We start from the raw sequence: 24102 nt of genomic DNA, 5'->3' as shown, positions 1-24102 counted from the left end.
CGGCAACGAAATTGCCGCGATGGAAGTGCGTGAGTTTTTTACAGCAGCGTTCCGCGCAGGATCACCAGCGCAACCGAAAAATAGATCACCAGCCCGGTGACGTCGACCAGCGTGGCCACGAACGGAGCCGATGCGCTGGCCGGGTCGAAGCCGATGCGCTTCAGGGCGAACGGCAGCATCGATCCAGACAGCGAGCCGAAGGTGACGATGCCAACCAGCGTGGCGCCGATCGTCATTGCGATCAGCGGCCAGTGCGGGCCGTAGTCGTAGAAGCCGAGATACTGCCAGAGCGCAATGCGGCAGACGCCGACCACGCCAAGAATCGAGCCAAGCACCAGGCCGGTGGGCAGCTCGCGCAATGCCACCCGCCACCAGTCGCCAAGGCCGATCTCGCGCAGCGCCAGCGCCCGGATGACGAGCGAGGTCGCCTGCGAGCCGGAATTGCCGCCGGAGCTCATGATCAATGGAATGAATAGCGTCAGCACGATCGCCTTTTCCAGCTCGCCCTCGTAGCTTTGCATCGCGTTGGCGGTCAGCATCTCGCTGATAAACAGCGCGCATAGCCAGCCGGCGCGCTTCTGGATCATCGCTAGAAAGCCCATCTTCATATAGGGCTCGTCCAGAGCCTCCATGCCGCCGAAACGATGCACGTCCTCGGTCGTTTCCTCGATCATCGTGTCGATAATATCGTCGATGGTAACGATGCCGAGGAGCTTGCCGTTGTCCACGACCGGGACGGCGAGCAGATCATATTTCGAGATCAACTGAGCAACCTTTTCACTATCGGTCAGCGGTGAAACGGTGATAGGCGCACGATCCGGCGCTATTGCCATGATCAGCTCGTCGGGCTCGCCAGCGATCAGTCGACGCAGGCTGGTCGAGCGCAACAGGACATGCGTTTGCGGATCGACGATGTAGATCGCGTAGACAGTTTCGCGCGTCCGCTCCACCTTGCGGATATAATCCAGAGTGCGGGCCACGCTCCAGTCCGGCGGCACGCTGACATATTCGGTCGTCATGAGCGAGGCGGCGCTGCCCTCGGGGTAGCCGAGAATGGCGAGCAGCGTCACGCGCAGCGGTGGCGCCAGGCCACCAAGCAGCTCGGAACGAGCCGGTTCGTTCAGATCGCGCAGTATGTCGGCGGCACGGTCGACCGACATGGCGGCAAGCAGTCTGCCTGCCTTGATGCGGGGCAGCGCCTCGACCAGTTCGGCTGCGCCGTCGAGTTCAGGCTGGTCGAAGATCTCGACCAGCCGCTCGAACGGCACCTCGCAAAGCAGCTCCGATGCCGTCTCGCGGGGCTCCTGGTTCAAGGCCTCGACGATGTCGGCGATGTGTTCGTTGGCAAGCACGCGGGCGATGGCGATGGCATCGCCGCCCGCAACGGGGGAAAACTCGTTCATGGCTCACTCCTTGCCGTCCGGCAGGACGTGAGCCGGTCAGGTCACGTCAAGCGGACGGCGGTTGCGTTCGACTGTGACTGTCGCCAGGCATGGCGCGGTGACCTTTCTGCTCGCGGGTTCGAGTTGAGATTCTGCAAGCCGGCGCAACATAGGAGAGCGCCTTGCCGAGTCAATCGTGAGAGCGGGTTAAAGCGGCGGCAAACCGACTGGATCGCGAGACTGTGATCGGGCGACGTGGCAGGCTGGCTGGACGCTGGCAATGGTACCGCGGCTATCTCTGCTTCAGCCGGCGGGGAAAGCGCAGCCATTTGTCCTCGGCCGGCCGCGTCGGCTGCGTGAGGATGGTGGTGAGCTCGACCGGCAAGCTCGGAACCAGCGGCTTCTTGGTGGCGACGCCGTCGGCGATCGCAACCACGCTGTGGTAGAATTCGGTGCCCGCGAGCGATCTCGGCGGCGTCGCCTCATGCATGATCGAGATCACAGTTGCATCAGGGCAATTGTCCTTGATCGCCTGGTGGAAGGCGATCCGTCCATCGGGGTCGAGCGCGCCGGTGGCTTCATCGAGGAACAGCAATCCTGGCTGCTGCAGCACGATGCGGGCGACAACCAGCTTCTGTTTCTGCCCACCCGACAGAACCTGGTCCCAGATCTTTCCTTCACGGCTCTCATCGGCCAAATGCTCGATGAAATCGCCGAGGCCGGCCTTGTGCAGGGCGGATGCGACCTGCACGTCGGCGTAATCATGCTCGGAACCGGGCAGGCAGACCAGTTGCCTCAGTGAAACCTGCTGCAGCTTCACCTCCTGGGCGGCGTAGAAACTCCTGACCCCTTCAGGGAAGACGATGGTGCCGCGGCCGTAAGGCCACAGGCCGTTGATCGCCTTGATCAGCGAGGTCTTGCCGCAACCGGATTCGCCCTTGAGGAAAGTCCACTCGCCACGCCGGAAGCGCAAATTTGCAGCACTCAGGAAGGGCGTTGCGTCCTCGCCCTGATGCGCAAGCTCTAGTTTCTGGATGGTCAGGCCGAAGACCGGGTTTTGGCGGTCGTAGCGGAAGTCGGACCGGCCGGTCTGCTGATAAAATTCCTGCGGGTGCTGGACGTTTTCGATCGCGTTTGCGAGTTCCGTGACGCGCTGGCTGTTGGCCCGCAGCGCGGCGATGGCAGGCATGACGTGGATGAACCACGAGCATTGACTGATCAGCGAGTTGACCATCTCGGAGCCGGTTATGTAGCCCTTGAGATCGAAGCCGTTATGGATAAAGGGAACCAAGCCTGGCCCGTAGGCGACAATGCGGGCACCGATGAAATTGTAGATCAGCTCGAATGAATTGTAGCCTGTGTTGACGATGTTCAGCCGCGCCCAGGTGCGGTCGATGTCGACATAGCGCTGGGTGTGCACTGCCTTCTGCACGTTCTCGCCTTGCGATGCGGCGACATGAAAACTGCGGCGCAGGAACGTGATCAGCTCGCCGCGATAGCTGCCTTCGGCCTGCTGCATCCTGACATTGAGCCGTTCCAGCAGCCTGCCCAGCTTGACCGCGATCCAGGTGTTCAACGGCACATAGGTGGCGACCGCCAGAAAGGCGAGAACGGCGCTGCCATAGCTGCCGAGGAACTCCAGCCCCTTGACCTCCGCCGAGTGCGCAAGCAGTTGCTGGCCAACGAAATACAATGAAGTAGCAACGGCCAGAACCCCCATCGCGAGGCCGATGGCTCCGCCCGTCATATCCTTGATCGATTCCTGGATGCGCTGATCGATATTGTCGGGAGCGGCGGCACCTGACGAGCCATGCTGAGCGTGGAAATGGGTGTGATTGGCGTCAAGCAGGGCTTCGTTGAACTGGCTGTCCAGCCAGCCGCGCCACTTGCGATGCAAAGTTGCGGATACCAGGCTGCGGATACCGGTAAAACCCGCATCCTTGAGCAAGACCAGGAGGACAAGTATCCCGGCATTGGTCAGCAGTGTCTGAAGCGGGGTGGTGTTTGCGGCATCGTGGAAAAAGGCGATCGAGTTGACCAGCTCTCCGGATGCTACGGCAAACCAGACGCCTGACTTGCTGGAGAGCGCGGTGAGCAGGGCGATCACCAGTGTCAGCGTCCAGGCTTCCATCCAGCGGTCTGAGAACCAGTAGGCCCGCACCAGTCCCCAGAAGCTGCGCATCGACGATACGGGCGTCAGGGGCGACTGCCTTGCGGCACCGCGGAGCCATTTTTCCGATATTGAATGTCGCGTTGGTCTATCGACCCGAATCACTATCCCGCCCAAACGATTTTTCTTTTGTTACGGACAGTAACACCAATTGATCATTTTCCATTAGCTTTTCTCCGGCCGCAGGTGGCTTAGCTCGCGGGCCGTTGCAGTGGAGCAACAGAATGAATGATCGCGGCGTTAGGCCGTTACGTTTCGAGGGGTGGAATACCAACGCCATTTCAAGTAGTTACTTGCCTGCGCCGGAGCAAGTAGAGACCTTCCCCTAGGGAAGGTCTTCACACAGCTTTGTGAACATAGAAGCGCCGCCCAGCGGTCGATCTTCACAGCCTGAACCGATCTTCAGTCCGCCTTTACAGTCAGGTCCGACCTCGTCGGCGGCCAGAACGTGACCGTATGATTCGTGGTTGAAGCCGCCTTGTCAGGACCCCGTAATCGGCCAGGCACTGACTTGCCGTTACAGTCCAGGATGCAGACCAACATCGATCAGACCGTACTTTTTTAGAGCGCGCGCAAACTGCGTTTGACAATGATGCGCTGCGGATCGAACCTGCCCGGATGCATCAAGGTTTGAACCGGGGGAGTTCTTCATGCTTGCACGGACATTGGTTGTGGCGATGCTCGCAATGTTGGCCTGGCTGCCGCCGACATATGCCGGCAGCCAGACCGTTCCCGCAAACGCCGAGGGACAGATCGAGTTCAACACGCCGTCCGGCAATATTGGCTGCATCTACACGCCGAAGGGCGGCACCAGCACCTACGAGCCGCAGGATGGCGGACCGGAACTGAGTTGTTCGCGCGTCGAGCCCAGCTACGTCACCATCATCCTCGGCCCGAAAGGCCCGGCGACGCTGATCAAGAATCCGGGCGAGCAAGGCTGCTGCGGCGACGTCACCAAGCTGGCGTACGGCAATAGCTGGAGCAAGGGGCCGTTTTCCTGCCAGTCATCCACCAGGGGATTGACCTGCACCGGCAAGCATGGCCATGGCTTTTTCGTCAGCAAGGCCAAGGTGACGGTGAAATAGTCCGACTCAGTTGGCCGTTTCCAGTTCGCCGCGTGCCTTGGCTGCGGCGACCTGGCGGAGTGCATCGGCAAGCGTATCGGCGTCCTGGGCGCCCATCACCGCATATTTGCCTTCAAGCAGAAAGCACGGCACGCCCGATATGCCCATGCGCGAAGCGGTGGCGATTTCGGTGCGCACCGCCTCGACATCGGCGTCGGTCGGCAGAAGCGTTTCGACCACGGAGGCATCCATGCCGGCCTCGCGGGCGGCTTCGATCAGCACGGCATGATCGCCGAGATTGGCGCCTTCCTCGAAATTCAGTTGGAACAGCCGGCGCACCAGCCGGTTCTGAACCGCCTCGCCGGCCGTCCCGGCCCAGCGAATGAGACGGTGCGCATCCAGCGTATTGGGCGCGACCTTGATGGCGTCGAAGGCGAAGGAGATGCCTTCAGCCTCGCCCAGCGGCTCGATCCGGGCATGGATTTCGCGGATGCGTTGCTCGCTGCCGAATTTCGCCACCATATAGTCGCGGCGGTTCTTGCCTTCGGGCGGGATTGTCGGGTCGAGTTGGAAGGGCCGCCAGCGTATGTGAACGTCGATATCGACGGCGGCAATCGCCTTGTCGAGCCGTTTCTGGCCGATAAAGCACCAGGGGCATACCACGTCGGAGACCACATCGACGGTAATCGAGTTCTCGTCGTTCATCTTGGTCTCCTGTTCTGAAGAGGTCACTTCGGTTTGCGCCACCAGGTCGGCAACTGATAACCGTATATGGGCGTCTTTTGCGGATGTTCCAGATAGTTCCAATAGGCAAGCCATTGCTGGTTGTTGTGCTGGGTCGGCACCATGTAGTTGCCGGAGATCAGCAGCCGGTCGAGAACGCGGACGGCGGCGACATAGTCCTCCTTCGAGCGAGCTCTCAGCATCGCCTCGATCGCCGCATCCACCGCCGGATCGGCGACGCCGGCGAGGTTGAACGATCCTTCGGCCTTGGCGGCAGCCGATCCCCAGCGCCCGGTTTGCTCGATACCCGGCGACAGCGAGTTGTTGAAACCGGTCGAGCCGACCAGCACCTCGAAATCGAAACGCTGCTTGCGCGACTGGATCTGATCACCGTCGAGGCTGCGGATGCCGACATCGATGCCGAGCTTCTCAAGGGTGCGCTGATAGATAGCGGCAAGTCGCTCTTCATCCTGCGAGGCGGTCAGTATCTCGAAACCGAACGGCTTTCCCTCGGGATCGAGCATCGCGCCGTCCTGCAACGTATAGCCCGCGCTCTTCAGCAGCTCGAATGCCGCCTTCAGCACCTTGCGGTCCTGGCCGGAGCCGTCGGTAACGGGCGGCCTGTAGGTGCCGTCCATGACATCTGCGGGCACGCGGCCGGGGTAGGGGGCCAGCAGGGCCTTTTCCCTTTCGCTGGCCGGGTGGCCGAGCGCGGACAGCTCGGAATTCTGCCAAAAGCTCATTGTGCGCGTGTATTTGCCGCCGAACAGATTCTTGTTGGCCCATTCGAAATCGTAGAGCATGCCGAGCGCGCGCCGCACGACCGGGTTGGAAAATTTCGGCAGCCGCGTGTTGAACAGGAAACCGTTGACCGCCGGCGGAATGCCGGTATCGAAAGTTTCGGCGATGACCTCGCCCCTGTGGAAGGCCGGAAAATCGAGATCGCGCTCGCGTTTGACCGGGTCGCTGTCGTCGTCGATGGCGCAGATGCCCTTCTTGAACGCTTCCTGCTTGGCGTTGGCGTTGAGGAAATATTCGATGGTGATCTGGTCGTAATTGTCGAAGCCGCGCTTGGACGGCACGTCCTTGCCCCAATAGTCCGGATTGCGCTTGAACACGATGCGCTGGCCGGGCACGACTTGCGCCACCGTGTAAGGCCCGCTGCCGATCACCGGCTTCAGCGTCGTCCTGTCGAAGGTGTCCTTGTTGAATGCGTGTTTCGGGATGATCGGCGTCAGCGCAATGATCAGCGGAAATTCGCGGTCCGCCTTGTCGTTGAAGGTGAAGCGCACACTGCGGTCACCGGTCTTTTCGAGCTTGGCGATCGCTTTCATCCGCAGGCTGTAAGGTGGCCGGCCCTTCTCGGTGAAGACGTCATAGGTGAACAACACGTCTTCCGGCGTCACCGGCTCGCCGTCCGACCATTTTGCGCTGGGATCGAGGTGGAATTCGATGCTCTTGCGCTCGGGATCCATGTCGGCGGTATCGGCGAGCAGGCCGTAGAGACTGAAGGCCTCGTCGTAGTTGCGCTGCATCAACGGCTCGAAGACGAGATTGCCAAAGGCTTGATCCATCATGCCGCGCGCGGTGGTGCGCAGGCTTCTCAGGATGAACGGATTGAGATTGTCGAAGCTGCAGACGACGCAATAGGTAATGCTGCCGCCCTTAGGCGCGTCGGGATTCACGTAGTTGAAATGCTTGTAGTCGGACGGCATCGCCGGCTCGCCCTGCATGGCAAGCGCGTGCTTCGGTTCCGACAGGGCCGGCTGCAGGGAAAGGCCGACAAACAAGATTGCGGCGATCAGCCAAACGACAACGCGGCCCATGACCGTCTCCTTCCCGATTCGATGCGCAGCATACATGAGCCGGTCGTGCACCGGCCAACCCCTTGACCAACCCGTCGGCCAAGATTCGCGAGGCCCGGGCTGGATTCGGCATCGCTTGCAGTGTAACACGCCGTCCGAAGTCATTCTGTTGCCTCATTTCGGCAACAGGTAGCTGGACCACACGGCGGGAAAAAGCCGGTTCCGGGATCATTTGAGAGGAATGCACGACATGACGAGCCTGAACAGCAACGCGTACCGCCTGTCGGTCATGGCCGCTGGCGTGGTCGGCATTCTCGGCGCCGGGATTCCCGCTGCTTCCGCGCAGCAGCAACAGCAGATTCCGCAAGGCTGGTTCAAGGCCTGCACCAAGCAGGAAGACGTCGACATCTGCAATGTCCAGAACATCACCACCGCCGGCAACGGCCAGCTCATCACCGGCGTCAGCCTGATCGAATTGAAGGGCAAGGTGAACCGCAAGGTGTTTCAGGTGACGGTTCCGACCGGCCGTCTGGTTCCTCCCGGCATCGGCCTCCAGATCGACGGCGGCAAGGCGCAGAAGCTCGACTATGTGATCTGTTTCCCGGATCGCTGCGTGGCGGAAGTCCCGTTGAGCGATCAGCTCGTCGCATCCTTCAAGAAGGGATCGGCGCTGACGCTCACCTCAGTCAATTTCCAAAACCAGCCGAACCCGATCAAGATTGCGCTGACCGGCTTCAGCGGCGCCTTCGACGGCCCGCCGCTGCAGCAGTCGGACATCGAGGACCGGCAGAAAAAGCTCCAGGACTTCGTCGCCAAGAACAATCAGGATTTTGCCAAGAAGCTCAAGGAAGAGCAGGAGAAGGCGAAGGCCGCCAACTGATCGACGGGTTTTCGAACCAACAAAAAGCGGGGTTCATGCCCCGCTTTTTTCGTTTGGACCGGACGTTTGTCGGGTCAAGCCATGTCTCAAGCCTGTCCCAGCCCGATCCCGACTAAGTCAATGTCGCAATTGGTGCTTTGGCTCGTAGCGTCCGTCCGGCTTCTTGTCGAACATTTCACCAATCTGCGGATGCCGGACCGGTTCGCCCGACCGGTCCTCGAGTAAATTCTGCTCGGACACATAGGCGATGTATTCCGTTTCGGAATTCTCGGCGAGCAGATGATAGAAAGGCTGGTCCTTGCGCGGCCGCACGTCAGCGGGGATCGCCTCGTACCATTCGTCGGTATTGGCGAATTGCGGGTCGACGTCGAAAATGACGCCGCGGAATGGAAACAGCCGGTGCCGAACCACCTGTCCGATCGAGAATTTGGCTGTCTTCATCGTACTCACCACTTGAACTTCTTGAACGCCACGCATCCTGAAACACGCAAGAAAACGCTCCAGGACTTTAGACTCTTACGCACCAATCCGGCAAAGATTGGCCCAGACCTTACGGTCGACATCGTCATTATTTGGCGCAGACGCCGCGTCAATTCAATCCCGATCCCCTTGATGCCAAGATGCGGATCAAGGGCGGTGCCCAAGATCGCTATCGCGCAGCCGGTTTTCGCAATCCGCCAAAAAACGCCGCAAAACCGCTGCCGGGTCGAAGACCCTCGCGCATGAAAAACGCCCGCAACGGCGCAAACCCCTCAAGCGCGCCCAGGCCAGCGCTGCGCACCAACTGGGCCGGCAGCATGTCGGAAAGCAACGACATGTTCAGCAGATTGACCGCGCTGCTGCGCGCCAGAATGTCCGGCCGCCGATTGAAATCATAGGCTGCAAGCGCCTGGGCGGCGCCCGGGTCCGAGCGGTTTCTGCTTGCGGTACCAATCAGGTCGTCGATGTCCCGGATGCCGAGATTGAGGCCTTGCGCGCCGATTGGGGGAAACACGTGGGCGGCTTCACCGACAAGTGCCACGCGGCGATGCGCAAACCGCCACGGGCTCACCGCTGAAAGGGGATAGACCTGCCGGCCGGGCTCAACCGAAACGCGGCCCAGCATCGATTGCATTCGCTGTTCGACCCGCGCCGAAAGCTCGGCGTCGTCGAGTGCTGCAAGGTCCCTGGCGATATCGGGTTCGAGCACCCAGACAAGGCTGGACCGGTTGCCGGGCAGGGGAACCTGTGTGAACGGACCGGTCTCGGTGTGGAATTCGGTCGAGGTGAAGGCATGATCGCTGCGGTGACCGAAATTGAGCACCAGCGCCGCCTGCGGATAGGATCGGACCGAGGTGCGGATGCCGGCTGCCTCGCGGGCCGGCGACTGACGGCCATCGGCGCCAACCGCCAACGACGCCTCAACCTCGCTGCCATCGGCGAGAACGGCATGGGCATGGTCGGCATCGAGGCGCCATGCCTCCACCATCGACTTTCGCCATTCGATGCCCGAATGCGCGACAGCCTCGGCTAGCGTGCGGTTGAGAACGCTGTTGGGCAAGTTCAGCCCGAATTGCTCTTCGTTGATCTCGCTGGCACGAAAGGTCACTGTCGGGCTGCGGATCAGCCGGTTGGTTGCGTCAACGATGCGCATCACCTTGAGCGGCGCTGCGTGCGACCTGATTCCGTCGAAGATCCCGAGCCGTTCGAACATCTTCAGGGCAGGGTTCATCAAGGCTGTCGTCCGGCCATCGGGGCCGGCTGCTTCGGGTCCGACGAGCGTCACGGGAAAGCCCGCCTCGGCAAAGCCAAGCGCCGCGATCAGCCCCGCAGGGCCGCTGCCTGCGACCAGTATCCGTGCTGTTTCCCGATGGTTCAAATTCGGCTTCCGGATTGCGAGGTGAGGCCCGTCCGACCTGTTGGTCCATATAGGTCAGGTGATGCGGCTTGATCAACGCGGCGATTCGGCCCATTCGGTTGCCATGACCGGCCAACAAGACGATTTCAGCCACCTCGACGGCACCGGCCGCGCGATGGCGAGCGTTGCGCGCAACCCTCGACTGGCGGTGAGCGTCGTTGCCGGCATGGGCATCGCCCTTGCCTGGCTTCTTCTCGGCGTAATGGCAGTTCGTGGTGCCGTAAGCCGGCTCCCCGGCGCTGCCGTGCTGGAATACCTGCCGCAACTGCCGCTACCGGATTTCCTTGCGCGTTTATTCGCTCTCTGCCTTGCGCCGGCGCCGCTTCGCGCAAGCCTAGGCGCGCAAGGCGAGGCACTCACCGCGATGTGGCTGTTGATGGCCATCGCGACCATGCTGCCCTCCGCGGCGCCGATGATCCGCACCTATTGCGAGATCGCAGATACCGCCCGGATCAAGAGGGAGCCGGTCGTCCATCCGCTGATCCTGGTCGCTGGATATTTGAGCGTCTGGCTTGTCGCCTCGGCAATGTTCGCTGCCCTGACGCTCGCAATCCATGCATTCGCGTCATCCGGGCAGATGCTCGATCCGCTGGTTGGAATTGCCGGAGCAGCCGCGCTGTCGATCGCTGGTCTCTATCAGTTCAGCTGGCTGAAGGAAGCCTGCCTGGAGAAGTGCAGAAATCCGTTCTCGGTCCTGTTCGCCAACTGGAGCGCCAGGCCCATTCGCATTTTCCGGCTCGGCATGGAGCAGGGCCTGTGGTGCCTTGGATGCTGCTGGGCGCTGATGCTGGTAATGTTTGCGGTCGGTGTGATGAACGTGTTCTGGATGGCGCTGATCGGCCTGTTCAGCCTGGTCGAAAAACAGACGGCAGGCAATCTGCCGACGCGGTTGGGCGGTGCGATACTGCTTGTCTGGGCAGCAGCGCTACTAGTAGTCTCGGCATGAGGGGGGAGAATTCGATGACGGATCAAAACTGGGCAATGAAGGGAGAGCTCGTCCTCTCCTGCAATTGCACGGTTTTTTGCCCTTGCGTGCTGTCGCTCGGCAATCATCCGCCGACCGAAGGCTATTGCCAGACCTGGGCCGGATTCCGCATCGATGCCGGTCATTTCGGCGAGGTCGACCTGTCCGGTCTCAATCTTGGGCTGGTCATGGAAATCCCCGGTTATATGAGTCGCGGCAATTGGACGGCCGGTTTGTTCATCGACAAGCGCGCCTCGGTTTACGCTATGAAGGCACTGACCAAGATCTTCACCGGCAAGGCCGGTGGAACCACATCGCTGCTCTCCATCCTGGTCGGACAGTTCCTCGGCGCCGAGCAGGTGCCGATCACCTACGAGACGCGTGAGAAAACGCGCATCTTCCAGATACCGAAGATCATCGATGGCGCGGTGACGCCAATCACCGGAAAGGATCGCGACAAGGATACGGTCATCAGCAATTCGGAATACTGGATTGCGCCGGAAATCATCGTCGCCAAATCCGACAAGAGCAAAATGCGGGCCTTTGGCCGCAACTGGAACTTTGCTGGCCGTTCGGCCGAAATCTGCAAGCTGGACTGGCGGGGCCCGTGAGCAAGAAGACGACGGCCAGGAAAATCGCCGACCGGATTCCGCGGCCGAAGAAGAAAGTCACATGGCCGCAGGCGCGGGCGTTCTCGGTCCATCTCTTGACCGCGTCGGGCTCATTCCTGGCGTTTCTGTCGCTAGTGGCAGCAAGCGAGCAGCGCTGGACGGCGATGTTCTGGTGGCTGGGCCTGGCACTTTTCGTCGATGGCATCGATGGGCCGATCGCCAGGAAGCTCGACGTCAAGGAAATCCTGCCGACATGGTCTGGCGAACTGCTCGACAACATCATCGACTACGTGACCTACGTGTTGATTCCGGCCTTCGCGCTCTATCAGCGCGGCTTCATGGGCGAGCGCCTGTCGTTCCTGTCGGCGGCGATAATCGTGGTGTCGAGCGCAATCTACTATGCCGATACCGGCATGAAGACGAAGGAGAATTTCTTCAAGGGCTTTCCGGTCGTCTGGAACATGGTGGTGTTCACGCTGTTCGTCATCGAGCCCGGACAATGGGTTTCCTTCGCCGTGGTCGTGGTGGCCGGCATTCTCACCTTCGTGCCGATCAATTTCATCCATCCGGTGCGGGTGAAGCGGCTGCGGCCAATCAATCTCGGCATGACGCTGCTTTGGTGCGCTTTCGGCGCGCTGGCGCTGGCGCAGGCCGCACTTGCCTCCTTCTACGACCAGATTGGCGTGCTGGGCGAGCAGGTCAGCGATTTCATCAAGATCGGGATTACGGTCACCGGACTTTACCTCGCTTGCATCGGCGCTATCATGCAGTTCTTCCCAAATCTCGGCGCCAAGCCGGACAAGAAAGCCTGATCCCAAGAGAGCCAGAAAATGTCCAAAGCGATCCGCATCCATGCCCATGGCGGCCCGGAGGTCCTGACCTATGAGGATGCCGATCCCGGGCAGCCGGGCTCGGGACAGATCCTGGTCAAGCACACCGCGATCGGTCTCAATTTCATCGACGTCTATTATCGCTCTGGCCTTTATCCGCCGCAGGGCGGATTTCCGCTGATCCCCGGCGGCGAGGCGGCCGGCGTGGTCTTGGATGTCGGCTCGGACGTCGACTGGCTCAAACCCGGCGATCGCATCGCCTACGCCGTGACGACCGGCGCCTATGCCGGGCAGCGCGTGATCGCCGCCGACCGCGTGGTGAAGGTGCCGGACGGCATCAGCGACGAACAGGCCGCAGCGATGATGCTAAAGGGCATGACCGCCGAGTACTTGTTGCGCCGTACATTCAAGGTGAAAGCTGGCGACACGATCCTGTTTCATGCGGCGGCCGGCGGTGTCGGGCTGATCCTCGGCCAATGGGCCAAGCATCTCGGCGCGACAGTGATCGGCACGGCGAGTTCCACCGACAAGATCGAGATCGCCAAGGCGCATGGCTTCGACCACGTGATCAACTATCGCGAACAGGATTTCGTGGCCGGCGTTGCCGCTATCACCGGTGGCAAGAAATGCGACGTTGTCTATGACTCGGTCGGCAACGACACGTTTCCAGCCTCGCTCGATTGCCTGCGGCCGCTCGGCACGTTCGTCAGCTTCGGTCAATCGTCTGGGCCGATCCCACCTTTCAGCATCTCGCTGCTGGCGCAGAAGGGCTCGCTGTTCGCAACGCGGCCGACGCTGTTCGTCTACAATGCCAGGCGCGAAGATCTCGAGGCTTCCGCCGCCGCCTTGTTCGATGTGGTGCTCAGCGGCGCCGTCAAGATCAAGATCAACCAGCGTTACGCGCTCAGCGATGCGGGCAAGGCGCATGCCGATCTCGAAGGGCGCCGGACCACCGGGACAACAATACTTATCCCTTGAGCCCGCATTTTCGGCCCGCCAACGCCGCCGTTCTTGCGAACTGCTCTTTACCGCTTGAGTTTCCGCTGAAATTCTTGAAGCTCTTTCAAGTCGCGAGGCGCTTACCGTAGAGAGCAGCCCGCGCATACGATGCTTGCGGGAACACAGAACATGTCTGGCAAACCAGATGGAGGCACCGTGAGTGCAGATCAGGACGGCGCAAACCTGCTTGAGGTTCGCGGCCTCACAAAGATATTCGGCACATTGACGGCGTGCGACCATGTCGATCTCAACATCGCCAAGGGCGAGATCCATGCGTTGCTTGGCGAGAACGGCGCCGGCAAGTCGACCCTGGTGAAAATGCTGTTTGGATCGCTGGAACCGAATTCCGGCGAGATTTTCTGGAATGGCCAGGCGGTCAGGATCACCAGCCCCGGTACCGCAAAAAAGCTCGGCATCGGCATGGTTTTCCAGCATTTTTCGCTGTTCGAAGCGCTGACGGCTGCGGAGAACATCGCGCTGTCGCTGGATGACGGCTCGCCGATCAGCACGATCGCGGCCAAGGCGAGGGCGCTCTCCTACAGTTACGGCCTGCCTCTCGATCCGCTGTCGCTGGTCGGTGATCTGTCGGTCGGCGAGCGTCAGCGTATCGAAATCATCCGCTGCCTGCTGCAGACGCCACAACTCATCATCCTCGACGAGCCGACTTCGGTGCTGACGCCGCAGGAGGCCGATAAGCTGTTCGAGACGCTCGAACGGCTGCGTTCGGAAGGAAAGTCCATCCTCTACATTTCGCACCGGCTGGAAGAGGTCAAACGGATCTGCGACCGCGCCACCGTGCTGCGTCACGGCAAGGTGGTCGGCCATTGCAATCCGCGCCAGGAAACCGCGTCTTCGTTGGCGCGGATGATGGTCGGCAACGAGGTGCAGGCCGTGATGCGGGCGCCGGCCGAGGGTATCGAGACCGCGCCGGTGCTGCTTCAAATCCGCGAACTCACCCGCAAGCCGGCGACCCCGTTCTCGATCCCGCTCAGGAACATCAATCTTGAAGTCCGCGCCGGCGAGGTGATCGGCATTGCCGGTGTGGCGGGCAACGGCCAGGGCGAATTTTTCGAATCCGTTTCCGGCGAGGTGCTGCAGCAGGATGCCGGCTCGGTCCGCATCCGCGGTAAGGATGCCGGCGGCCTCACCATCACAGGCAGGCGCCTGATGGGCGCTGCCTTCGTCCCGGAAGAGCGGCTCGGCCATGGCGCAGCACCGCGCATGAAGCTTTCGGAGAACCTGCTCCTGTCGCGCCACGCCACCGATGGCAAGATGTTTGTCAGCGCCGGTGGAATGGTCAAGGGCGATGCGATCTATACCGCTGCCCAGCGCATCATAAAGGCAATGGACGTGCGCAAGAGCTCGCCGGATCCGGAGGCTGCGGCTCTTTCGGGCGGCAATCTGCAGAAATTCATCGTTGGCCGCGAACTCGACCGCCGGCCGAGCGTCTTGGTGGTCAATCAGCCGACCTGGGGGGTCGACGCGGGTGCGGCGGCCCACATCCGCCAGGCGCTGATCGAACTGGCGCGCAGCGGCTCGGCGGTGCTGGTGATCAGCCAGGACCTCGACGAGCTGTTCGAGATTTCCGATGCGATCACGGTCATGCACAATGGCGAACTTTCGAAGCCGCTGCCGATAGCTGAAGCGACATTCGAGAAGATCGGGCTGCTGATGGGCGGCGCCGAACCCGGGCATGCCGAACATACGCTGGAGACGGCCTGATGCGCCTCGAACTTGTAAAACGCCCGCAGCGCTCGATGCTGTTTTCGGCACTCTCGCCTTTCATCGCTTTCGTTTTGACGATCATTGCCGGTGCCATCATGTTCGCGCTGCTCGGCGTCAACCCGTTGACTGCGTTCCGCATCTACTTCATCGAACCGATCAGCCAGGTCTGGCAGCTGCATGAGCTGGCGATCAAGGCCGCCCCCCTGATCCTGATCGCGGTCGGACTGTCGGTCTGCTACAAGGCCAACATCTGGAACATCGGCGCCGAAGGCCAGTTCATCCTGGGCGGCATTGTCGGCTCGATCATCCCCGTGCTGTTTCCGCAGTTGGAAGGCCCATTGGTGCTGCCGCTGATGCTTCTGCTCGGCATGGTCGGCGGGGCCGCCTATGCTGCAATCCCGGCACTGCTGAAGACGCGCTTCAACACCAACGAGATCCTGACCAGCCTGATGCTGGTCTATGTCGCCCAGCTCTTCCTCGATTGGCTGGTGCGCGGGCCATGGCGCGATCCGCAGGGGCATGGTTTCCCGCAAACCATCCAGTTCAACGACTCGGCCATACTGCCGGAACTCCTCCCGGAATCCGGCCGGGCAAACTGGGGATTTGTCTTCGCGCTGATCGCGGCGATACTGATCTGGATCCTGATGAGCCGCATGCTAAAAGGCTTCGAGGTCCGCGTGCTCGGCTCAAGCCCGAGGGCAGGGCGCTTCGCCGGGTTTGGCCTTAACCGTATGGTCTTCTTTGCCTTCCTGCTGTCGGGCGCACTGGCCGGACTTGCAGGGATTTCGGAGGTCTCGGGCGCGATCGGACAATTGCAGCCGGTGATCTCGCCCGGCTACGGATTTACCGCCATCATCGTGGCATTCCTCGGCCGGCTCAATCCGCTCGGCATCGTCGCCGCAGGGCTTGTGCTGGCGCTGACCTATCTCGGCGGCGAGGCAGTGCAAAGCGCGCTCGGCATCTCCGACAAGGTGGCGCGAGTGTTCCAGGGCATGCTTTTGTTCTTCGTGCTCGGCTGCGACACGCTCATCCATTACCGCATTCGCCTGACCGGCTTTTCCGCGCCGAAGCTCGAGGCGGCGCCGAAACTGGAGGAAGCCCGCTGATGGACATCACCGTCAACATACTCTTGACCATCGCCACGGCGGCGACGCCGCTGCTGATCGCGGCGATCGGCGAACTGGTGGTCGAACGTTCCGGCGTGCTCAATCTCGGCGTCGAAGGCATGATGATCATGGGTGCGGTCGGCGGGTTCGGCGCCGGCTATCTCACCGGCTCGCCGTGGATAGGGCTGTTGGCGGCAATTGCCATGGGGGCAGTGTTCTCGCTGCTGTTCGCCGTCATGACGCTGTCGCTGGCCACCAACCAGGTGGCAACCGGCCTGTCCCTGACACTGCTCGGCCTCGGTCTTTCCGGCATGATGGGGACGAATTTTGTCGGCCAGCCCGGCGAGAGATTGCCTAACCTCGATATTCCCGGCCTGACCGCAATCCCGGTCGTCGGCAGGCTGCTGTTCGGTCAGGATCCAATCTTTTACATCTCGATCGCGCTGACCGCCGCCGTCATGTGGTTCCTGTTCAAGACCCGCACCGGGCTCACGCTGCGCTCGATCGGCGACAGCCATGCATCCGCCCATGCGCTTGGCATTCACGTCATCCGCTACCGTTATCTCTCAGTGATTTTCGGCGGCGCTTGTGCCGGCCTCGCCGGCGGTCACCTATCGCTGGTCTACACACCGCAATGGGTGGAGAACATGACCGCCGGCCGCGGCTGGATCGCGCTGGCTCTGGTCGTTTTCGCCTCCTGGCGGCCATGGCGGGTGCTGGCCGGCGCCTATATTTTCGGCGCGATCTGGGTTGGCCAGCTTCACGTCCAAGCCATAAATCTGCAGGACTTCGTCGACGCCCCCTGGTTGCTCTACAAGTTAATTTCGTTCTTAAAATCGTTTCCCTCGCAACTGCTTTCTTCGCTGCCCTATCTGGCAACCGTCGTGGTTCTCGTTCTAATCTCGCGCAACAAGCGTTTGACGATGATGAACACGCCGGCCTCCTTGGGCCAGCCATTCGTTCCGGATCGTTGACAACAAAAAGACGGAAGCTCCAAGGCTTAACTCAGAGAGGTAACACAATGAAAAAACTGCTTATTGCCCTGATGGCGACGACGGCCGCATTGTCATTGGCGGCCTCAGCCGAGGCGGCGGACAAGCTGAAGGCGTGCTGGGTCTACACCGGCCCGATCGGCGATTTCGGCTACTCCTACCAGCACGACCAAGGTCGCCTCGAGGTGGAAAAGGCACTCGGCGACAAGGTCGAGACCGCCTATCTCGAAAACGTCTCCGAAGGCCCCGATGCCGATCGCGCCTTCGAGCGCCTGGCGCGCGAGGGATGCAAGATCATTTTCGGCACGTCCTTCGGCTTCATGGACCCGGAAGTGAAGATCGCCAAGAAATTTCCCAAGGTGATGTTCGAGCATGCCACCGGTTACAAGACGGCTGAAAATCTCGGCATCTACAATGCGCGTTTCTATGAAGGCCGCTACGTGCTTGGCCAGATCGCCGCCAAGCAATCGAAGTCGGGCGTCGCCGGCTACATCGTTTCCTTCCCGATCCCAGAAGTGGTGATGGGCATAAATTCCTTTATGCTCGGCGCACAGTCGATCAACCCGAACTTCAAGGCGAAGATCGTGTGGGTGAACTCCTGGTTCGATCCGGGCAAGGAGGCCGACGCTGCCAAGGCATTGTTCGACCAGGGCGCCGATATCATTGTCCAGCACACCGACTCGACCGCTGCCTTGCAGGTGGCGGAGGAGCGCAAGCTGCACGGCTTCGGGCAGTCCTCCGACATGATCAAGTTCGCGCCGCACGCGCAGCTGACCGCGCTGACCGACGAGTGGGGTCCCTACTACATCAGCCGCGTCCAGGCGGCGCTCGACGGCACCTGGAAGCCCGACAATGTCTGGCTCGGCATTAAGGACGGCGCCGTCAAGCTGGCGCCGTTCACCAACATGCCCGACGACGTCAAGGCGATGGCCGAAGCCACCACCAAGAAGATCGCCGACGGCTGGAACCCCTTCACCGGGCCGATCGCCAAGCAGGACGGCACACCTTGGCTGAAGGAGGGCGAGGTCGCCGACGACGCCACGCTGCTCGGCATGAATTTCTACGTGAAGGGCGTCGACGACAAGCTGCCGCAGTAGGCAGCCGGAAACATATCGAACGAAGGGGCGCCACGCGGCGCCCTTTTGTTTTGGACGGAATATCAGACAGCTGAGCCGTAAAGGTCGTAAGCGTCAGCGCGCTCGATCTTGACCGTGACGATGTCGCCGGCGCGCAATGGCCGCCGCGACTGGATATGGACCGAACCGTCGATTTCGGGCGCATCGTATTTGGTCCGGCCCTTGGCCGCATTGCCATGCGCCTCGTCGATCAGGACCGGCAGGCGCTTGCCAATTTTCTTGGTGAGCTGCGTTGCCGAAATCTTCTGCTGGCGCTGCATGAAGCGGTGCCAGCGGGCTTCCTTGATCTCCTGCGGCACTTGCTCGAGGCCGAGCTCGTTGGAGCGGGCGCCTCTAACCGGCTCGTATTTGAAACAGCCGGCGCGGTCGATCTTGGCCTCGTCCAGCCAGTCGAGCAGCATCTCGAAATCGTCATCCGTCTCGCCGGGGAAGCCGACGATGAAGGTGGAGCGGATGGCAAGGTCCGGACAGACTTCGCGCCAGCCGCGAATGCGCTCGAGCGTCTTTTCGCCATGAGCTGGCCGACGCATATTCTTCAGCACCTGCGGCGAGGCGTGCTGGAACGGAATGTCGAGATAGGGAAGAATCTTGCCTTCGGCCATCAGTGGGATGACGTCTGCGACATGCGGGTAGGGATAGACATAGTGCATGCGCACCCAGACACCGAGCTTGCCGAGTTCCTCCGACAAATCCAAGAATTTCGCCCGTACTTCGCGGTCGCCGAACTGGCTTGCCTGATACTTGATGTCGATGCCGTAGGCGCTTGTGTCCTGCGAAATGACGAGGATCTCCTTGACGCCGGCCTTGGCCAGCTTCTCGGCTTCGCGCAACACGTCGGCGGCGGGCCGCGATACGAGGTTGCCACGCAGCGCCGGTATGATGCAGAAGGTGCAGCGGTTGTTGCAGCCTTCCGAAATCTTGAGATATGCATAGTGGCGCGGCGTCAGCTTGACGCCCTGCGGCGGCAAAAGGTCGATGTAGGGATCGTGGCTCGGGGGGGCAGCCTCATGCACTGCCGCCATCACGCTTTCATAGGCTTGCGGGCCGGTGATGGCGAGGACGTTGGGATGTCTTTCACGGATGACGTCCGGCTCGGCGCCGAGGCAGCCGGTGACGATGACTTTGCCATTCTCTGAAAGTGCCGAGCCGATAGCGTTGAGTGATTCGTCGCGGGCCGAATCGAGGAAGCCACAAGTGTTGACGACGACCAGGTCGGCACCGTCGTGCTTGCGGGCGATCTCGTAGCCTTCGGCGCGCAGGCGCGTGATGATGCGCTCCGAATCCACAAGGGCTTTCGGGCATCCAAGGCTGACGAAACTGACGCGAGGGGCGGACATCAAAGCTTTCCGGATTTTCAGGATTGGCGGCGCAGTATCACACTTGTTGCCGCATTGGTATGGGCAGCGGCTGCGGCGAAACGCAACCGCCAGCTTCGACGAAGGCTCGCCGAAGCTGAAAGGCCGGCCGATGCGAATTCGAGTCGACGCGTCAGCTCACCGCACTGCTGACATGCGGCAAGACTTCCACCGCGCCCCGGTAGACCATGTCGAGTGCGACATAGAAGATGATCAAAAGGCCGATATAGGCGATCCAGCGATGGCGGTGCAGCAGCTTGGCGATGAAGCTCGCGGCAAGGCCCATCAGCGCGATCGAAAGGACGAGGCCAATCACCAGCACCTGGAAGTGATCGCGCGCTGCGCCGGCGACCGCCAGCACGTTGTCGAGCGACATCGACACGTCGGCGATGACGATCTGCAATGCCGCCTGACCCAAGGTCTTCTTACGCGCCTTGCCGGCCACCATATGATCGCTGTTGATATCGGAATTGGACAGCGCTTCGGTCGCCTCCACCTCGTCGGCATGCGACGTGCGCAGCTCGCGATACATCTTCCAGCACACCCACAGCAGCAAGATGCCGCCGGCCAGCAGCAGGCCGACAATCTGCAGCAGAGTGACGGTGATCGCGGCAAAACCGATACGCAGCACCGTCGCCGCCACCACGCCGATGAGAATCGCTCTCTTGCGCTGCTCGACCGGCAAGCCCGCCGCGGCCAGGCCGATGACGATGGCGTTATCGCCTGCAAGCACGAGGTCGATGGCGATGACCTGGAGCAGGGCAGAGAAGCCCGCGGCAGTGAAAATTTCCATCGACTGGAAGTCCCTTGCTGGTTGGCCGACCGTTCGCGTCGAATGCCTGGAGGGCCTAACGTGTATGGTTCCCGCGCGTCAAGGGACTGGTTGGAACAAGGTCAGCTATATACAGAGTTTGCGACAATCGGGCCGAAACACTGGCAAAATGCGGCCACAGCTCCCGAATGCCTAGTTATAGAGGTTGTATTTGGGCCAGTCGCTTTCCGGAATTTCATCACCGATCCGGTAGCGGAGCTGCAGGACTTCCACCTGGTCCGGCGCTGTCTCGCATCTGAATTTCAGCCGGTACCATTGTCCCTTGCTGCGAAACGCAGCACCCGGGCTCTTGATCGCATCGGCGCCCATTTCGGGCGTCGCAAAAGCGTAGGCGACGACACGATCGGCTTTGTATTTGTGGTCGTCGCGGGTAATCCGGTCGAGAATTTCGGCGTCGCATCGCTGCTCCAGCCGGGTTTGCGGATCGAGTTTCAGCAGGCCGGCGCGCAATGCGCTGTCCATTGCGCTGGCCGGCCAAGCCACTATCGTCCATGCGAGGACCGCAGAAAATAGTCTATTCATAGGCGGGAGAAGCACCATATCCGGGCGGAGAAATCAACCCGACGAAGCGCGGCTGCGCGGCGGGTGACAGTCTTCGCTTTGTGGCAGGTTGTTGATTACGCAATAGTATCACCGGTACCTGGTATCGTTGCCGCGATCAGCACCTGTCGCATTTCAGCGACGCGAGAGGTGGCGCGCGGCATGGGGCAGAGCGGCGGTTCTCCCCGACGCGGACCGGCCTGTTAAAACCAGGCAGTCGAGAATCCGACGAGCGGAAAACTCGACGTCATGCCTGCAGGATTGAAGAAATTGGCCGGATATGGCGGAGGGAGTGGGATTCGAACCCACGGTGGGCTTGCACCCACGCCGGTTTTCAAGACCGGTGCCTTAAACCGCTCGGCCATCCCTCCAAGGTGACTTTTCAATCACTTAGGATATCGCGAGAGGAGCGGGTTCGAGCTGTCGGTACCGGATTGGCACCAGGACGTTCCCCGACCGGTTCGCGTTCCATTCCTGTAAAGCCGCATTCAACGCCAAGTCAACCGTGGCGGCCGCACCTTTCGGCGCGATCCAGGACGGTGAGAAGCGCCATGGCGAGCTGTGTTTTGTGCTGAGTGTGGAAAATCGTTTTTAAAACCCGCACGGAGTATTAATCGTTGAGCGCTGATATGTTGAGCGCATTAGGGACATGTAAGTAAATCGTATTCTGGAGTTGATTTTGGCCGTACTTGGCGCTCTCCCGCCCGGTCTCCGCTGTAGACCAATCTGCGAAACCGACTGGGAGGGAGTGGTCGATTGCCTGTGCAGGGGCTTTCCGGCGCGTAACCGGAGCTACTGGACACACGCTCTGACCCGCTTGTCGCAGCGGCCTGTGGTTGCCGAGTTCCCACAATATGGCTTTGCCTTGGAGCACGCCGGTCAGATCGTCGGCGTTGTGCTCACCCTTTATGCTCGCTATCAGGGGTCGGAGAGCGAGGAAATCCGCTGCAATCTTTCAAGCTGGTCAGTCGATGCAGAATTCCGTCCTTATGGTGCCATGTTGGTAGCGGCGGTTCTCAAGCGGAAGGACGTGACCTACACGAACATTTCGCCGGCACAAGCGACATTGAAAGCCAACCGGGCGCTCGGCTTTCGGCTCTTCTCCAGCGGACAATTTACCTTCTTGCCGGCTTTAAGTTCGGCGCAGCGGTCATGTCGCGTAGTCGAAGTGCGTCCCGATCTTCCGGAATTGGCGATGCTGCCCGAGGATGAGAGATACATACTCGAGGAACACGCCGCGCTGGGCTGCCTGTCGTTGATCTGCATTTGCGACGGAGCAGCGTTCCCCCTGGTGTTGATGCCGCGCCGAATGTTGCACGGTGCTATCCGATCCCATCAGGTCATCTATTGCCGCTCGCTTGCGGATTTGAGCCGCTGCGCCGGTGCGACGGGGCGGTTTCTCTTGCGAAGCGGAATCCTGGTTTGCTTTGTCGACGCCAAGGAGCCGATTCCAGGTTTGGTGGGATGGTACCGGCCCAACAAGGGGCTGAAATACTTCAAAGGTCCCAGACCACCCGCACCTGGAGATCTGACGTTCACCGAGCTTGTGATCTTCGGTCCCTGATCTGCGCTGGCAGCCAGGCCAGGCCAAGGGCAAGGCGGGCCACGAACCGCGTTGCTGATCGATAAGCGATGACTTTCATGCCGATCGGCGAGACGATCCGTGCCACAATCTCGCCCGGTTCCGACCACAATCGGTTAATACGGTGATAAACAATTCCTGCGCACAAAAAGGGTTGGGGTAGGGCGTCGCCGGCGTTTCTGGAGTGGGTGCTTTGGCATCGCTGACGTTCATGCTGCGGTGCCTTCGTCGATGCTATAGGGGACGATCAAAATATGCAGACCACGGCGCGCCCGCGTCTTCGTCGCGCTTCCGCTTTCGCGCTGTTTGCCTTGTCGGCAGCCTTTCTTGCGGCATGTGCCGGGCCGCAGCAAAAGGCGATGGTCAACAAGAAACCTCGTTCCAAGGAATATTTTTCGGAAGCCGAGTATGGCGTGAAAGCCAGCCCGCGCGTGATGTTCAAGACATCTCGGGGACGCGACCAACTCGGCAAGCCCTATCAGGTGCGCGGCAAGTGGTATTATCCGAAGGAAGACAAACGTTACGCCAAGGTTGGCCTCGCGTCCTGGTACGGTGAGGCGTTCCACGGCCGGTTGACCGCCAACGGCGAAGTTTACGACATGGCAGATCTGACGGCGGCGCATCCGACCATGCCGCTGCCGAGCTATGCGCGGGTCACCAACATGAAGACCGGCAGCTCGGTGATTGTGCGCGTCAACGATCGCGGACCCTATCATGATGGACGCATCATCGATGTGTCGAAGCGCGCTGCTGAAATGCTCGATTATGCCAATATCGGTACGGCCGAGGTGAAGGTCGAATATGTCGGCCGTGCGCCGCTCGAAGGCAATGACGGGCAGTATCTTATGGCTTCGTATCGTCCAGGCAACAGGGCGCCGGATCCGTCGGACGGTCTGCCCAGCGGTGTCATGGTCGCGATGAATGGGCCGTCGCCAAGCCTGCCCGTGAGCGCTGCTGCCGTGCCGTTCCCCGGTCAGCTGACAAATTCCGGGCAGGGATCCGATGCAGGGCCTGTCATGGCGGTGCAAGCATCTGCTTCGGGAGACATTGTACTGCCCGATTTCGGCCCGATCGTGCCAGAGCGTCCGGAGATCAACCTGCCGGCGCAATCGCCGTTCACCGTGGCGTCGCTGTCTTATGCGGACGAGCGCGTGCAGCGTGCCTCCAACGCGTTCGCCGAGCTGGATGGCGCCGGCATGTCGCCCGCCGAAATTCTTCAATCGTGGAAGCGGCAAGCTCCTCCAACCGGGTCGCCCGCGGCCTATGTCGCGGCGGGTTCGTTCGAGGATGCCGCCGAAGCGGAGCGTGTGGCGGCCCAGCTTTCCAGCTTCGGCAAGACCGAGATCCAGCGCTCGGAACTTGAAGGCAAGGACTGGTACTCGGTCAACCTCTTTGCCGACGGCCGTGGTAGCCTGGACGAGATGCTGCAGGCAGCGTGGTCGCATGGTGCGCCGGATGCGCTTGCTGTACGCAACTGAGCTCGGGGCTGCCTGGTTTTTTTCGTGCGCG

21 protein-coding genes and 1 tRNA gene are annotated in these 24102 nt (G+C 61.0%); 12 read left to right on the top strand and 10 right to left on the bottom strand.

Going from position 1 to position 24102, the window contains the following annotated elements; all coding sequences use genetic code 11:
• Window positions 1-38: 38 nt before the first annotated feature.
• Complete coding sequence (gene mgtE / locus NKH21_RS22085) at window positions 39-1403, bottom strand: magnesium transporter (RefSeq protein WP_352666728.1); 1365 nt, start codon at window positions 1401-1403, stop codon at window positions 39-41.
• Window positions 1404-1674: 271 nt separating this feature from the next.
• Entirely contained in the window at window positions 1675-3564 is a 1890-nt protein-coding gene (locus NKH21_RS22080; protein ID WP_352666730.1) for an ABC transporter ATP-binding protein/permease, read from the bottom strand.
• A 638-nt stretch (window positions 3565-4202) separates the two neighbouring features.
• Between NKH21_RS22080 and NKH21_RS22075 the strand changes: the two genes are divergently transcribed.
• The gene (locus NKH21_RS22075) at window positions 4203-4637 is read left to right on the top strand and encodes a hypothetical protein (protein WP_352666733.1); all 435 of its coding nucleotides are present in this window, start codon (window positions 4203-4205) and stop codon (window positions 4635-4637) included.
• A 6-nt stretch (window positions 4638-4643) separates the two neighbouring features.
• Here the strand turns inward: NKH21_RS22075 and NKH21_RS22070 are convergent, their stop codons facing one another.
• Window positions 4644-5321, bottom strand: coding sequence for a DsbA family oxidoreductase (locus tag NKH21_RS22070; protein ID WP_292653598.1), 678 nt, complete (start codon window positions 5319-5321; stop codon window positions 4644-4646).
• Between the two features lie 23 nt (window positions 5322-5344).
• Window positions 5345-7165 carry an extracellular solute-binding protein gene (locus tag NKH21_RS22065; protein ID WP_352867525.1) on the bottom strand — a complete coding sequence of 607 codons (1821 nt, stop codon included), beginning with the start codon at window positions 7163-7165 and terminating at the stop codon, window positions 5345-5347.
• 229 nt (window positions 7166-7394) lie between these two features.
• Here NKH21_RS22065 and NKH21_RS22060 point away from each other — a divergent pair, with 229 nt between their 5' ends.
• Window positions 7395-8024, top strand: coding sequence for an invasion associated locus B family protein (locus tag NKH21_RS22060; RefSeq protein ID WP_352491327.1), 630 nt, complete (start codon window positions 7395-7397; stop codon window positions 8022-8024).
• A 117-nt stretch (window positions 8025-8141) separates the two neighbouring features.
• Here NKH21_RS22060 and hspQ read toward each other — a convergent pair whose 3' ends face one another.
• Together hspQ and NKH21_RS22050 are read right to left on the bottom strand one after the other, a co-directional pair.
• A complete protein-coding gene (gene hspQ, locus NKH21_RS22055; RefSeq protein ID WP_023675043.1) occupies window positions 8142-8465 on the bottom strand; it encodes a heat shock protein HspQ in 324 nt (107 codons plus the stop codon).
• A 208-nt stretch (window positions 8466-8673) separates the two neighbouring features.
• Entirely contained in the window at window positions 8674-9882 is a 1209-nt protein-coding gene (locus tag NKH21_RS22050; RefSeq protein ID WP_352666741.1) for a UbiH/UbiF family hydroxylase, read from the bottom strand.
• A 61-nt stretch (window positions 9883-9943) separates the two neighbouring features.
• Between NKH21_RS22050 and NKH21_RS22045 the strand changes: the two genes are divergently transcribed.
• From NKH21_RS22045 to NKH21_RS22010, 8 genes are all read left to right on the top strand, one after another.
• A complete protein-coding gene (locus NKH21_RS22045; RefSeq protein ID WP_352867522.1) occupies window positions 9944-10867 on the top strand; it encodes a DUF2182 domain-containing protein in 924 nt (307 codons plus the stop codon).
• Between the two features lie 14 nt (window positions 10868-10881).
• Entirely contained in the window at window positions 10882-11496 is a 615-nt protein-coding gene (locus tag NKH21_RS22040; protein WP_352666747.1) for a DUF1326 domain-containing protein, read from the top strand.
• Between the two features lie 35 nt (window positions 11497-11531).
• On the top strand, window positions 11532-12308 hold the full coding sequence (gene pcsA, locus NKH21_RS22035; RefSeq protein ID WP_502893794.1) for a phosphatidylcholine synthase: 777 nt from the start codon (window positions 11532-11534) through the stop codon (window positions 12306-12308).
• 18 nt (window positions 12309-12326) lie between these two features.
• On the top strand, window positions 12327-13304 hold the full coding sequence (locus NKH21_RS22030) for a quinone oxidoreductase family protein (RefSeq protein ID WP_352666749.1): 978 nt from the start codon (window positions 12327-12329) through the stop codon (window positions 13302-13304).
• A gap of 150 nt (window positions 13305-13454) precedes the next feature.
• Window positions 13455-15047: an ABC transporter ATP-binding protein gene (locus NKH21_RS22025; protein WP_502911906.1), complete on the top strand. Its 1593-nt coding sequence runs from the start codon at window positions 13455-13457 to the stop codon at window positions 15045-15047.
• Window positions 15044-16156, top strand: coding sequence for an ABC transporter permease (locus NKH21_RS22020; RefSeq protein WP_352666875.1), 1113 nt, complete (start codon window positions 15044-15046; stop codon window positions 16154-16156). Before NKH21_RS22025 ends, NKH21_RS22020 begins: the two co-directional genes overlap by 4 nt.
• Window positions 16156-17130, top strand: coding sequence for an ABC transporter permease (locus NKH21_RS22015; RefSeq protein WP_352666755.1), 975 nt, complete (start codon window positions 16156-16158; stop codon window positions 17128-17130). Before NKH21_RS22020 ends, NKH21_RS22015 begins: the two co-directional genes overlap by 1 nt.
• A 47-nt stretch (window positions 17131-17177) precedes the next feature.
• Window positions 17178-18245 carry a BMP family ABC transporter substrate-binding protein gene (locus NKH21_RS22010; RefSeq protein WP_352621764.1) on the top strand — a complete coding sequence of 356 codons (1068 nt, stop codon included), beginning with the start codon at window positions 17178-17180 and terminating at the stop codon, window positions 18243-18245.
• Between the two features lie 62 nt (window positions 18246-18307).
• Here NKH21_RS22010 and rimO read toward each other — a convergent pair whose 3' ends face one another.
• The 4 genes from rimO to NKH21_RS21990 form a co-directional block, all read right to left on the bottom strand.
• Window positions 18308-19621: a 30S ribosomal protein S12 methylthiotransferase RimO gene (gene rimO / locus NKH21_RS22005; protein WP_352666758.1), complete on the bottom strand. Its 1314-nt coding sequence runs from the start codon at window positions 19619-19621 to the stop codon at window positions 18308-18310.
• Between the two features lie 151 nt (window positions 19622-19772).
• Entirely contained in the window at window positions 19773-20432 is a 660-nt protein-coding gene (locus tag NKH21_RS22000) for a TerC family protein (RefSeq protein WP_352666760.1), read from the bottom strand.
• 171 nt (window positions 20433-20603) lie between these two features.
• The gene (locus NKH21_RS21995) at window positions 20604-21011 is read right to left on the bottom strand and encodes a DUF930 domain-containing protein (protein WP_352666763.1); all 408 of its coding nucleotides are present in this window, start codon (window positions 21009-21011) and stop codon (window positions 20604-20606) included.
• 281 nt (window positions 21012-21292) lie between these two features.
• Window positions 21293-21382, bottom strand: a tRNA-Ser gene (locus tag NKH21_RS21990).
• Between the two features lie 461 nt (window positions 21383-21843).
• Between NKH21_RS21990 and NKH21_RS21985 the strand changes: the two genes are divergently transcribed.
• Window positions 21844-22575, top strand: a complete 732-nt coding sequence (locus NKH21_RS21985) for a hypothetical protein (protein WP_352666766.1) — start codon at window positions 21844-21846, stop codon at window positions 22573-22575.
• A gap of 272 nt (window positions 22576-22847) precedes the next feature.
• The gene (locus NKH21_RS21980; protein WP_352666768.1) at window positions 22848-24071 is read left to right on the top strand and encodes a septal ring lytic transglycosylase RlpA family protein; all 1224 of its coding nucleotides are present in this window, start codon (window positions 22848-22850) and stop codon (window positions 24069-24071) included.
• Window positions 24072-24102: the final 31 nt, after the last annotated feature.

It is taken from the genome of Mesorhizobium sp. M1329, assembly GCF_040318035.1.
In the GTDB taxonomy this organism is placed as follows: domain Bacteria; phylum Pseudomonadota; class Alphaproteobacteria; order Rhizobiales; family Rhizobiaceae; genus Mesorhizobium.
This window is presented reverse-complemented; position numbering and strand designations above follow the sequence as displayed.